Genomic DNA, 12,888 nt, shown 5'->3' on the forward strand with positions numbered 1-12,888 from the left:
AATATCTAAGCAGGCCCACATTTCTTAAGTAGGAACATGTATTAATTCCTGTCCATCTTGCTGTTTAAGTTGACTAAAAATTAGCAGGGATAAACAAGTAACTAATCCCATTGCAATAAAAGTATGATGGAGTGTATCTATACTTAGCAAAGATGTTTTAGCTGGCGTAAATACATGAAGTAGAATAGCAGCAATGGCCACACCAAAACTTTGTGATATTTGCTGGACTGTACTCATAATACTTGTTGCGGCACTTAAATCTTCTGGTTCAACGTTGGCATACGCAAGTGAATTCATGCCGGTGTATTGTAATGAGATAAGCAAACCATAGATAAATGTTAAGATACCAATTTTTAGAAGAGTTGAATATTCATTAATAAAAGAGAAAGAAATTAAAGAAAAACCGACTAAGAGAGTATTTAGAATAAGTAATTTTTTATAGCCTAAAAAGCGTAGAATATAAACAGCTAAAGGTTTAGTAATTAGAACACCTAATGCAGTTGGTGCTAATAACAGACCTGAAGTTTGTGGCGAGTAACTTAGGCTAATTTGTAAGAGTAGCGGCAGCAGAAAAGGAATACCACCAAAACCTATTCGACAGATTAAATTGCCAATAATTGCGACCCGGAATGTTCTGATTGATAGAAGGTTAATTTTAACAATGGGATGACTTTTATTTTGCGAATGCCACGCATAACTTAACAATAATAAGATGGCAGCACTTATAGTTATTAGCGAGCGTGCATCGGACAACAGAGTTTCACTAAAACTAGCAAAACTATAAGTTAAAAGCGCAAGGCTACTACCAAATAAAATAAAACCTAGTTTATCTAAGCGGTGAACTTGACGAGGTGGCATATATGGTAATAAATAATAAGCTAATAAAAAAGCGATTAAACCGATAGGTGCATTAACCCAAAAAATCCAACGCCACGAGAAATAATTTGTAATTAAACCGCCCAATACTGGCCCTAACATTAGGCCTATTGCGCCTATCATTACAACAATACTTAATTTGCTGACTAATTCATGCCGTTCACAAGTTCTAATAATAATTAATCTACCGACGGGCATTGCTATGGAGCCACCTAAACCTTGAATAAAGCGAGCGACAATTAATTCTAAAAGATTCGTAGTAAATCCACACCAAATTGAACTTAAAGTAAAAATCGTAATGGCAGTCATAAATATTTTTTTAGCACCGAATTTATCAGCTAACCAGCCACTAATAGGAATAAAAATTGCCAAACTAAGAAGATAGCTGATAAGAGCCAGCTTTAATGAAACAGGATCTGCTTTTAAACTGTGTGCCATCACTGGAATAGCAGTATTAATAATCGTGGTATCCACAGCTTCCATAAACATTACAAAAGCAACAATAATTAAGATAATAGTTTTATTCATAATATATTTTGTTTAAGTGTTAAATAAAAACACAAAGATGGTTTGTTTATTCCTCTCATGAGAAGTATTATAGGCATGCTTAGATTTTAAGTGAAAGGAGTAAGGAATTTATGAAAAAGATAGCGATCGTTTTAGCATGTAGTTTGTCGGCTGTTGCCTATGCAAAACAGTCAGATGCAACTCTCTTATGTGGTTATAAAGATTATTTTCGTTTAAGTGATGCCACCCATCCTGGCATTTATATCGTAGAGGCTAATACATCCCCTGAAATTTATATGCAAGTTATTAGTCCTCGTAGTTTTGAATTACGTGATACGCCTGCTTGTCGTAGTGGTTATGCGCATATTACGGTAGCTTATGATAATTATAATTGGTGTATCTTAGATATCAAAGATGGCCCTTATATGAACCATCCTGTCGTAAAGGCAACTTGCAGCGGTATTAAATACAAAGGTACAAAATACGATGGCGTGGGTTCTTATTCATATACCATCGAACTTGATTAAAATATTATTATTCGGAGTAGCTTAGCTACTCTGAACATGACTAGACTTCTATGGAAACTCTACTATAAAGGCACATTGTTTCGTCGATACGGTGCTCGAATCCTCATGTACTCATGTACACTCCGGTTCTGTGCTTCGTGTCTTCTCGCACTGCACTCTCTATAGCGAGTTTCCAAAGAAGTCTATTGTTATTAGATTAAGGGGTAAATAAGTTGGGCGAGGGATAACATGAAAGTCGGATCACCCTTATCTTCAATAAACCATTGAGCTGATAATATCACCCGTAAAAATACCCAGGATATTAAATAAGTTAAGTCAATATCTAAAGCTACTGCTAATTTATTCAATCGTTTTAGAATGAGTGTTTTACAGATTTGTGTCTCTTGATTTAATTCCTCTTTGCTGAGTAAATCATAGGCTGCCGCCTCAAATCCTAGATCACCAATAATACCTTTAGGATCAATCGCTAACCAACTTTCTTGGTGATTAAGAATATTGTCTAAATGTAAATCACCATGACAAAGATAAATAGGCGCTCCTATATTAAGAAGCTTAGACTTTAACTGCTGTGCTTTATCAATTAAGGATTTTTCAAATTGATTAGACGTTAGGTTGTCTATTGTTCTTAACCAATGATTAACCGGATAAAATTGATGATTTTTAGGAAGTGGTTTAGCCGCGAGTTGCTTAACGACCTTTGCATAGCAAGTTATTTTCTCATGTAGTGCTAATTCGTTACTATGTTTTAAAGAATACCCAGGAATAGCCTGCTCAAGTAGTAAGGCATTATGATTTAAATCACGTGCTAGCACTTTAATGCAGCCTTGACCGTTAAAGTGAATTAATGCCTGATATTCATCACTAAAGGTATTTTTTTCACAACCTATTTTTAACACAATAGCCTTTTTTTGCTGAAAAATTCCTTTAGCCACATAATGCCAAGTCATGTTTTCAACGGGTTTAAGGTTTGAAAGTGACCATTGGGTTGATAACAGTTCTATGGTCGGAGGAAGGGCGTCTAACCACTGCTTTCCTTGCATACCAAAAGCGCCTAATATATTTTTTTTTAAAGTTTTCATGCCAAAGCAATATCCCGCTTCTGAATGTTTTAGAAGTTTAGCAATTTAAGCTGAAAAAGCGCAGTGTACACGAAGTACATGCTCATTTTGAAGTCCTTTTTGCAGCCGAGATTGACCATTAATAGTAGTTTGGAAAGAGGTCTAATACAGTTAACTTAAGAGAGACTTTAATGGCACATGTGATTGGTATAAGTGGTAATATGGGAGCTGGGAAGACTACTTTAACGCTAGCCTTGGCTGAAAGTCTAGACGCTTCTTATCTTTTATGGGATGACTTTGATGAGATTTCTATAAGTCCAAACGACTATATTGATTGGTATAAGCGAGGGCAAGATTATAGTGAATGGAATTATCAAAAGTTAGCCCAAACGCTTAACTGTCTTAAATGCGGTAAATTAACTCTACATCCTGCTTTAAATATTTTAATCAAGCCAACGTCCTTTATTATTTTTGATGCACCTTTAGGTCGGTTTCATCAGCAAACTGGTATTTTTATTGATACTTGGATACATATTAATACCCCACTTGATATTTCTTTATGTCGTTGGCTATTGAGGGATTATACTAATCCAACTAAAACAAAACAGGACCTATTAAATGAGCTTACATTTTATTTAGATAAATCAAGGCCGTTATTTGATGATAGGGAGCTTAAAGCGAATGCTGATTTAGTAGTCGATGGGTTATTACCAATTAGGCAGCAAGTGATTGTGATTAATAGAGTAATTAAAAATAAGAACGAAGCCTCCAAATAATAAAATCTATACAATAATGAGACAAGGCTCTTATTGATAGTAGGCGTTAACATCAAAAAGGTTTAGTGGAAGACAGAGCATGCTCTTTAGCACTACTAACGTCATTATTTAGCTGCTTAAAAAATAATTCTATTAGGGTAGCTTTTTCTGCGCCAGACTGCTGGATCTTAACTATAACTCGATCTTGATATAATACGGAATAACGTCTAATTAGCACAGAACCACCTGTGTGTTCCTGGGTTATCTGGTAGTTATTAGCCTTTAATGCGGATCGTAGGTTTTGCAAAAATTTTTTACTTTCTGCTTTATTATTGCCGCCAATCAAGAAGGTTTCGATGCTTTCTTTATGTTCATCAAGAACTTTATCTAAACATTTGATAAATTGTTTAATGTTTGTCTCAGTATCTAGGTGAGTCAATGTACCCAATACTCTATTATTTGTAATAACAGTTATACAACCATAAGCTGTGAATTTATCTTCTAGTTTCGACTGCAAACTGCCATCAAAATTTATGGTTCTTATAGGTCCATGAGACGAATTCCAAGCCACTACTTCATCTTCTTTTATATCTCCTTCTGCATCAACTGCTTCCATAGATTCATAAGATAAATCTGCTGTTAATGCTTCCTCTTCCATAGGGTCTGTATTTTTATGTGACGGCTTTTCTATTTTGAAAAACATATAAGTGACTTAAATAAAAACATATGTATCAAATTATGACCATAATTTGAGTTTGGTTTCAACTGTTTTAAAGAAGAATTAAGTAAATATAAATCGTTTATTTCCACTTTTTGTTAAAAAGCATACTAAAATTAGATAAATGTATAAATAATAATTAAAGTTTAGACATTATTGAAGCCATTTGAAATAGTTTAAAGTTGAAGCTACATTAATTAATGATATGTCAATTACAAGGAGAGTAACATGAGCAGCATGCAATATCATTCAGAAGATATCGTAAGAACAGAAGATGTGATTGGTAAAGAAGTTAAATCACCTAACTTAGAAGATTTAGGTACTATTGAAGAAATCGTACTTGATAAGTATAACGGCCAAGCTCGTTATATTGTTCTTTCATTTGGTGGTTTCATGGGTTTTGGTGATAAGTATTTTGCATTCCCTTGGAAAAGCATTAGTTACAATAAAGAAGAAGAATGCTTTATTTTAAATGTTGATAAAGATAAGTTAAATAGAGACTATGGTTTCGATAAAGATCATTGGCCTGATATGAGTCGTTGGGGCAATACTATTGATAACTATTATAGATAAGCAATTAAGGCGCCCTATTTAAGGCGCCTTATCTTTTCAGTCCTTACAAAGGCTAAACAACAAGTTAATCATGCATATGAAGTGCAACTTTAATCCAGCCTTCCTCGCGTTTATCAAAATGCTCATAAGCTTCTAATACATCAGAAATGGCGACTTTTTGGGTCAGAATTGCCAAAGGATCAATTCTTTTATCCTCGATGAGGGCAAGTAATTGCGGTATATAAGCACGGTGGGGACAATTACCCATCACTATTTTTAAATTTTTATTCATAGCCTCCCCAATGGGATAAACTTTAAAAGAGGGCGGGTAGACACCTACTATAGAAATAGTTCCACATTTGGCTGCTAGCTGTACCCCTTCTCTTAAAGCATAACTTGGCGCATTGCCTGGTACCCATTGTTTAGTTTGATTTAAAGCATTAGGCGCTATTTGCATAAGCTCACTTTCAAACTCGGCTTGCTGTTGCCTGGCCTTTTTAGCAGCAGGACCATGTTTTGGCGCAAAAGCATCAATTCCTACTGCGTCAATAACGACATCAGCTAAGGTCCCATTCGTTAAATCCTCAATCACTTCGACCGGGTCTTCTTTATTAAAATTGATACATTCAGCACCTTGTAGCCGTGCCATCTCTAAGCGCGAGGGAATAGAGTCAATAGCAAAAATACGTGATACGCCACGTAATTTACTGCTGGCAATAGCAAATTGGCCAACGGGTCCGCATCCTAACACAACAACGACATCACCTTGTTTAGCTCTAGCATTATCCACAGCAAAATAAGCAGTTGGAAAAATATCTGACACTAAAATTGCCTGATCATCTGAAATAGTATCTGATAATTTAATTAAATTATTATTGGCAAAAGGAACCCGGACATACTCGGCTTGACAGCCATGAAATGGCCCAGTTGTTTTAGGCCCACCGTAAAAGGCAGTACCAGCAGCAGGCCCATTTGGGTTAGCAGTATCGCACTGTGAGTAACAGCCTTTCCGACACATAACACAGTAGCCACACGAAATAGTAGAAGGTATAACCACTCGATCCCCTTCCTGTAAATTTCTTACCTCACTGCCTATGGCTTCAACAATCCCAACGGCTTCATGGCCTAATACTGTACCAGACTTCATAGGTCCCATTGTGCCACGAATAAAGTGTAGGTCGGTACCGCAAATAGCAGAAGTCGTGATTTTAACTAAAGCATCATACTGATCTTCTATCCTCGGTTTTCTGATTTCCTCTAGCCGAATATCACCAATGTCACGAAATACCAGTGCTTTCATTCCCATCACAACCTCCTTGTTTTTTTAGCTACCCGCTTATATGAGCTTAATACTTTAATATTAGTTTATAAGTAAATATCGTAGTTTACTAAGCTAAATAGTTAATTTGTTAAGTTAGCCATTGGTTAAATTAAGTTGGCCAGGGTGAACTTAAGAGTATAAATGATAATAGACCTCTTTCCCAACTCTACTGCAAAGGCCAATTGCCGGTCTTCGGCAGTGCTCGAATCCTCAAGTACTCTGGGTACACTGCGGTTCTGCGCGCTGGCGCAACTCGACACTTGACTCTCTGCAGCGAGTTTGGAAAGAGGTCTAATGAAAGTTTTAAAAGCAATAGTTATTTGTGATGGTAATTGATATTGGAACAAGTGTTCCAATATATTTATGTAGTGAATTTGGTTAAGACCTCATTGTAAACAGCATCACCGCCATTAACGATATTTCTTAAAGCATTATCTAACTCAAGACTCTCGGCTTTAGCTTGCGATGAGAAAAAGTATTAATTTTATTAATAGTATTAGAACCTGGCCTTCTACGTTTACCTAATTCATGAAGGTAGGATAATAAAAATGCATTTGCTGTAAGGGTAACGGTTAGGCCAACTTTAGTATCAAGGGCATAAAGTGGCATAATTATTAGATTTATCAAACCAAGCAATTTTGAAGTATTTGCTGCTTTATCTTCAACTTTTTTGTCATTTTTTTGCATATTCAATCCTTTTTAATACAAGTGGCTTTATGAAAATCAAATATTTTTCATAAAGGCTAAATAGGTGCCATTATGAATAAAACTTAATATTCCCTTAATAATTACCCTTTATACTCGCAAACTTTTCTAAATTACTAAGAAAGTCAATTAGGGTAAAGCAAATGAATATTCATGAATTACTTAATAAAATAGCAAAGATTAAAGAAGTATTTGCAGAATATAGTGAGAGTAAAGAGCCTAATTTTAATTTAGATAAAAACACGGAAGGGAAAAGTTTTGCAGCAGTAGATTCCCAATTTAAACCAACGCATGTTGCTGAATACGAAGAACAAATTGAGCTATTACAGCACTATTATACTGAACTTAAGCAATTACAAGTTCCCTTAAAAAATCCTAATTCTTTGCATACTCATGTAGAGCCTTTACATGAAGAAATACAAGAGAAGATAGGAGGTACTGAAGCGCAATTAGATCAGTTAATAACTGAAACGTTAACTGAAATAAATAAAACAATTGTCATCTTGCAACAAGAAAAAAGAAAATTATCAACGGAAGAAAAACAAGGCCAAATTCATGCATCATTTCAACAGCTACAAAAGGCTAGACGCCTTGAACTGCTAGCAACGATAGATGAAACTCGCTGCCTTGAACAGGATAATATTAATGTACAAAGGCTTAATAGGCAGGGAGTTCAACGCCTTGAAGAGGTTATCGGTGATCCTAGCGTCATTATAGACGAAAAAGGGAACAAATATTCTAGTGCATTTAATATTCTAAATTTAAAAGCAACTCAGCGAAGAGAATTTCTTCTTAAGGCACAAGAAGAGTTAGTTAAATATCAACAGGTGTTCAAAGAAAACAAGGGATTATATGTTTCTACCAGCCAAATTCCTAAAGAACAATTAAAACAGTACTTAGAAAGTGATAAGCGCTCTGAGTCATTGAACAAGTGGCTTGATGATTACTATAGTCGAGCAAAATCTACAGAAGGAAGTATATGGGGCTGGTTAACAGAGCAAGCTAAATATCGTACAACTATTTTTTCAACTGCGGAAGCAGACGAAGATTGGTATTACTTAGCTCAGTTAATTGACGAAAAATTAAGTCAAATCAGAGAAGAATTAAACGTTCAAATAAATAGCGAAGCTGTAAGTCCAGTACCGGAAAACCTAGCCGAAAATAACTTATATACTATCCAACGCAAGTATCAAACTATTAAACAATTGGAAAAGCAGGAAGTTGCCCAACTTGCTCAATGGAGTAAAGAAAATATTCCTGTTATCCAAAAAGCAACGCAAGCTAGGCTTTTTACACAATTGGCCAATCTTAGAAATCAGCAGGCGGTTTGCGAAAATAAAATTTATCTTGTTGATAATAAATATGCGGAAATTATAGACAAAGTAAGTAAACAATTACAGACAATAGTTAACTCAGTGTTAACCGATAATGCTCAAACCTCCGTAAATATAGATCAAGCACAAGAAGCGATAGAAACAATTGATGTTGATTCCTTACTTGCTAGCAGTAATCATTATCGTAATCCCAGCTGTAACATGTTAGCACAGGAAATTGATAGTCAACTTTCTACATTTGAGCGTATCTGGACTAAAGAAATCGCAGAGTTAACAACAAAAATTATTAACTTGCCCGATGAATTAGCGCAATTTAAACAAGTAACTCAGGAAAATTTGAATACTTTAAATAATCAAAAACTAAAATTACAGGAAACGAAGGAGCAGTTGAAGAGAGTTATCGCAACGTTGCAGTGCCTTACTTCAGTTCAATTAGAATTAGTTTCTCTGCAGCAACAATTAGATGCTTTAAATATTGAAGATAGCGAGGGTAGATATAAATTATTTACGCAAATTGTTGAGGTTCAATCTCAATTACAAGCCTTGGAAGTAAAAGAAGTAGACGGCCTTAAGCATCCAATAAGTCAATTAAAATTAGCTGAAGTTAAAACGTTAGCTAATTTAATTCAACAAAAGAAATCAGCTTATCAGCTTCGGTTGTTAGAGAATGCTGAGACCACCATCCTTGAATTAGTAAAATACTCAAGAGTGATGTCAGTAACAATTCCTGAAGAAAGGTATTATTTTAATGCACTCTATAAAGGAAAGTTGAATAAGATAAAAGAAATGCTGCAGACTACTTTCACCCTTCATGATGAACCTGAGGTTCAAAATAAAAAGGTTTTAGTAGAACAAAAAATTAAAGATTTCGAACAGCTAGCAGAAACTGTTATTCCGCTGCTTAATGATGTTGAATTAATTTTTAGGGATTATAATCATTTAATAGAGCGAGCTAATATTCTCGAAAAGGACACTCAACTTACGCCACGTCTTAGGCTTGGTCGCGATATTTCACACTTAAATAGTGACACGAAATCTATTATAGAGAAAGCTAAGTCTCTATCTAAAGATATGGCCTATGCACAGCCACTTTATGATAGATTAACTCAGATAGATTCTGCCCAAAGCCAGCTTGCTAAAATCAAACAAGCATGGGCAGCAGAGGTAAATAAAGACAGGATAGGTTTTTTTAATAGACTAACTAAAGAAGTAGAAGAGGGTTATAAGCAGTTAATTGATAGTTATAAGGCACTGCCATCATTTAATCCCTCTAAGCGCTTTAATGAAAATGTAGAGAGAACAGACTTTTATAAAAGTGTTGTATCATTTGAGCAAAGTATTTTGCTTGAGAAATTAAAAGCTTGTCAGGACAAAATTCCTCAGTCCTCTAATGAAGAAAATGAGTCTACAAATAAAATTAAAGACGCATATTTAAGAATTAATCACTGTAAAGCAGAGCTTCAAGGCCTTTTATTAGCTGATATGGAAGCAGGGTATAAAGCACTATCCGCTAAGTGTCGCACATATTCTCTGCCTTCATTTAAATTTTATACTAAGGATAAAACAAAAATAGCTGAGGAAATTCGCCTCTTTAAGAAAAGTCCTTTGTTTAAGGCTTATCAAGCCTTAACGGATGTCTCTTCCGTTTCTATCGAACGTTTTAATCAATATGAAATGCAGTTAAATGCCTTTGTAGCACCAGAGAAAAAGGATGTGCCTAAGTTTATCCGGGAGGTGAAAGCGGAATTAGGAAATAGCTACTTTGGAGACGATAATGAAGCAGGAATTTTCGATATTTATTTAGAAAGACGACATCAAGCCTTTTGGTTTAAGGATTTTATAGGTTCAATGTCTGCTTGTTTCTTAGGCGTTTTTGGTTTTCAAAGCGAGCAGGATAAGCGTAAAGAATATATACAAGATTTAAAATCAGCATATCAAGACTATAAAGCTGATATAACCAAATATGATAGCCTAATCAAGCTTATAGACGATGGATTAAAGCAATTTAAGCCAAGAGTTCAGGAAGGTAGATCTGGTTATGGGCAAACACTGCAGTCCTATTTACAAGGTTTTAAACGTGCTGTTGAAACAGTCTATGAGCAAAATACATTAGCCGCAGAGAAATTAAGATCGCACGTGTAAGCGAAAATGCACCAGCCTTTTAGAAATGCTTGATTGAGACGCTTTTAAACCGTCAATTTCTGAAAAAAGGCTATTAACATTGTTAATAGCCTTTTTATTTTAATTATTCCTTAAATATATTGTAATATAGCTGCTTATCTAGCTTTAAGAAGAAGGCTTCATGTTAAAAGGAATTCATCATATTGCTATCATTTGTTCTGATTATCTGCAATCCAAATCTTTTTATACAAATATCCTAGGATTAACAGTAATAAAGGAAACATTTAGAAAAGAGCGGCAGTCTTATAAATTAGATTTAGCTTTAAATGGTCAATATGTGATTGAGCTTTTTTCATTTCCTACGCCCCCAAAACGATTATCACGGCCTGAGGCAACAGGGCTTAGACATTTAGCGTTTGAGGTAAATAATCTACTAAGTGTAGTGAAAGAACTAGAGCAGCGAGGGATTTTGGCTGAACCTATAAGAATAGATGAAATTACAAATAAACAATTTACCTTTATCTTTGATCCAGATAATTTACCTATCGAGCTATATGAAAAATAGCTTTACCTAGATGTTTAACTTGGCTTTTAAATGTTAATCAACTAACTTGGCTGATTAACATTTAAAAAATAATTACAACAAAACTGAAATGCTTTATTCTTTGATACCTATATAAATGGTCACCTCCGAGCCATTATACCGTTCAAAGTCAGTGATATAATTGCGTTGGTGTCTAGTTTCATTCGCAAAATAATCCCAAATTAGTTTCCACGTACAGATAACAGTATTTGGCATAAGTCCTATTTTTCTAAAGACTAAATAGTTACCAGCTTTAATAGTCACATAGTTTAATTTGAGCTTATTATCCTTAGTAACGCCCACAGTGATATTATAAGAACCATCTGCATCTGACTCATAATCAGAGTAAACACCAAAAGCAGGCGTTATATCTTTTAACTGACTTGCATTAAGTTGCTGCCAAAGATTAGGTATTTTAGCGGTTTTTGGTATGAATTCATCACTGTTTTTAGTCCTTGTACTAAAACCTACAACTTTAAAAGAATCAACAAATTGAATATTAGGCTTTACTATAGTCATTGTTATTTTCCCAAAGAGACTACACGAAGGCGATTACCATCGGGATCTTGAGCTAAAAACGTATAACCAAAAGATAAATTTGTAGGTGCTTGGATAATCGCCATCTCTTTTTGTTGCCATTTGAGAAACAATGCGTCTACCTCTGCATTATCTGTTACAGTAAAGACTAATTCATTGCCTGAGCTGTCAATACCCATTGTTTGTAGCGCATTACTGTCTTTCAAACCTAGCATGAGTCCATTGGGTAGCTTAAACATTTTGAAAGTAGGTGACGATTCTTCTGCTTGTATACCTAATAAGCCTTGATAAAAAGAGTTACTCTCATGAAGGTTTTTAACATACATAACAAGTGCATTTGGTTCTAGCATTTAATTCTCCTTGATAGTTAGTATCAAGACTTATTTTAAGACTAGCCAGTGTCAGTTTCTGTCAGTAGTTTTTTAAGCGGTCTATTGTTCAGGAATATTGTGTAATTTGCGCCACTGTTTTACAAGTGCTTGCCTTTGAGTAAAACGAGATTCTAAAGAAGTTAATTGCTGAATTCTATCCGTGCGAAAATGGCGAAAATCTTTTCTTAGCTCACACCAAGCAATAATAATGCGTGTATCTTCAAAAAAACCAAGTGCTAAAGGCCAGATAATCCGTTGAGACTTTTCGTCTTTTAAATCAAGATATATTATTTCAATTTTATGCGCTTTGCGTATAGCTTGGCGAATAGTCGCTTCATAGTCATCATTGGTTTGAATAATTTTTGCAGGCCCTATAAATAATCCAGAGGATTCTAGCTGATGGCGTAGTGTCTCTGGAAGGACCGCTTGAATTTTAGTAAGTGCTTTAGTAGCAGCAAGTTTCAGTTTATCATCAGCTCTGCGTGCTACCCAGCGTGAGCCTAGAACCAGCGCTTCAATCTCTTCTTCAGAAAACATAAGCGGTGGTAATATAAAACCAGGGCGTAACACATAACCAAGGCCCGGCTCACCTTCTATGTTCGCGCCTTGAGATTGGAGTGTAGCAATGTCTCGATATAGTGTACGCAAGCTAATATCTAATTTTTCAGCCAGACATTTCCCGCTAACTGGATAGTGATGTTGGCGTAATAATTGGATAAGTTCTAAAAGTCGTTCAGTGCGGGACAACGATATAGGCTCAGTAAGATCGCGTTGTGATAGTTTGGCAGGACCTGACAGTAAATTCCACTTTTATTCATCTTGCAATGAAAGGAAATTAGGAATGGCTACTAAATTAAAGTCATAAAATAGTTTTTTCTATAGAGTGCTCTGGAACTAATTCCAGAGCTAGCTCTTGATGAGTA

Annotated in this window: 13 protein-coding genes; 5 read left to right on the forward strand and 8 right to left on the reverse strand. The window is 35.2% G+C overall.

What is annotated here, in order from left to right:
• Window positions 1–24 precede the first annotated feature (24 nt).
• A complete protein-coding gene (locus tag E1P04_RS13775) occupies window positions 25–1,404 on the reverse strand; it encodes an MFS transporter (RefSeq protein WP_131783485.1) in 1,380 nt (459 codons plus the stop codon).
• Window positions 1,405–1,514: 110 nt separating this feature from the next.
• Between E1P04_RS13775 and E1P04_RS13780 the strand changes: the two genes are divergently transcribed.
• The gene (locus E1P04_RS13780) at window positions 1,515–1,910 is read left to right on the forward strand and encodes a hypothetical protein (protein ID WP_131783486.1); all 396 of its coding nucleotides are present in this window, start codon (window positions 1,515–1,517) and stop codon (window positions 1,908–1,910) included.
• Window positions 1,911–2,101: 191 nt separating this feature from the next.
• Here the strand turns inward: E1P04_RS13780 and E1P04_RS13785 are convergent, their stop codons facing one another.
• Window positions 2,102–2,989, reverse strand: a complete 888-nt coding sequence (locus E1P04_RS13785; protein WP_131783487.1) for an aminoglycoside phosphotransferase family protein — start codon at window positions 2,987–2,989, stop codon at window positions 2,102–2,104.
• A gap of 170 nt (window positions 2,990–3,159) precedes the next feature.
• On the opposite strand from E1P04_RS13785, the gene E1P04_RS13790 reads away from it, so the two are divergent.
• Complete coding sequence (locus E1P04_RS13790) at window positions 3,160–3,744, forward strand: nucleoside/nucleotide kinase family protein (protein WP_131783488.1); 585 nt, start codon at window positions 3,160–3,162, stop codon at window positions 3,742–3,744.
• A 52-nt stretch (window positions 3,745–3,796) separates the two neighbouring features.
• Here the strand turns inward: E1P04_RS13790 and E1P04_RS13795 are convergent, their stop codons facing one another.
• Entirely contained in the window at window positions 3,797–4,426 is a 630-nt protein-coding gene (locus tag E1P04_RS13795; RefSeq protein ID WP_131783489.1) for a hypothetical protein, read from the reverse strand.
• A 243-nt stretch (window positions 4,427–4,669) separates the two neighbouring features.
• Between E1P04_RS13795 and E1P04_RS13800 the strand changes: the two genes are divergently transcribed.
• Window positions 4,670–5,014: a PRC-barrel domain-containing protein gene (locus tag E1P04_RS13800; RefSeq protein WP_242604472.1), complete on the forward strand. Its 345-nt coding sequence runs from the start codon at window positions 4,670–4,672 to the stop codon at window positions 5,012–5,014.
• A 64-nt stretch (window positions 5,015–5,078) separates the two neighbouring features.
• Here the strand turns inward: E1P04_RS13800 and E1P04_RS13805 are convergent, their stop codons facing one another.
• Both E1P04_RS13805 and E1P04_RS13810 read right to left on the reverse strand, forming a co-directional pair.
• Window positions 5,079–6,299: a zinc-dependent alcohol dehydrogenase gene (locus E1P04_RS13805; protein ID WP_207386031.1), complete on the reverse strand. Its 1,221-nt coding sequence runs from the start codon at window positions 6,297–6,299 to the stop codon at window positions 5,079–5,081.
• A 450-nt stretch (window positions 6,300–6,749) separates the two neighbouring features.
• Window positions 6,750–7,001 (reverse strand): hypothetical protein, encoded by a 252-nt coding sequence (locus tag E1P04_RS13810; protein ID WP_131783490.1) that lies wholly within the window; start codon window positions 6,999–7,001, stop codon window positions 6,750–6,752.
• Between the two features lie 161 nt (window positions 7,002–7,162).
• On the opposite strand from E1P04_RS13810, the gene E1P04_RS13815 reads away from it, so the two are divergent.
• Together E1P04_RS13815 and gloA2 are read left to right on the forward strand one after the other, a co-directional pair.
• Entirely contained in the window at window positions 7,163–10,495 is a 3,333-nt protein-coding gene (locus tag E1P04_RS13815; RefSeq protein ID WP_131783491.1) for a hypothetical protein, read from the forward strand.
• Between the two features lie 160 nt (window positions 10,496–10,655).
• Entirely contained in the window at window positions 10,656–11,039 is a 384-nt protein-coding gene (gene gloA2 / locus E1P04_RS13820; protein ID WP_131783492.1) for an SMU1112c/YaeR family gloxylase I-like metalloprotein, read from the forward strand.
• A 93-nt stretch (window positions 11,040–11,132) separates the two neighbouring features.
• Here gloA2 and E1P04_RS13825 read toward each other — a convergent pair whose 3' ends face one another.
• From E1P04_RS13825 to E1P04_RS13835, 3 genes are all read right to left on the reverse strand, one after another.
• Entirely contained in the window at window positions 11,133–11,576 is a 444-nt protein-coding gene (locus E1P04_RS13825) for a GyrI-like domain-containing protein (RefSeq protein ID WP_131783493.1), read from the reverse strand.
• A gap of 2 nt (window positions 11,577–11,578) precedes the next feature.
• A complete protein-coding gene (locus tag E1P04_RS13830) occupies window positions 11,579–11,944 on the reverse strand; it encodes a VOC family protein (protein WP_131783494.1) in 366 nt (121 codons plus the stop codon).
• Window positions 11,945–12,025: 81 nt separating this feature from the next.
• Complete coding sequence (locus tag E1P04_RS13835; protein ID WP_131783495.1) at window positions 12,026–12,712, reverse strand: helix-turn-helix transcriptional regulator; 687 nt, start codon at window positions 12,710–12,712, stop codon at window positions 12,026–12,028.
• Window positions 12,713–12,888: the final 176 nt, after the last annotated feature.

The sequence above is a fragment of the Legionella gresilensis genome (genome assembly GCF_900639865.1).
In the GTDB taxonomy this organism is placed as follows: Bacteria; Pseudomonadota; Gammaproteobacteria; order Legionellales; family Legionellaceae; genus Legionella_C; species Legionella_C gresilensis.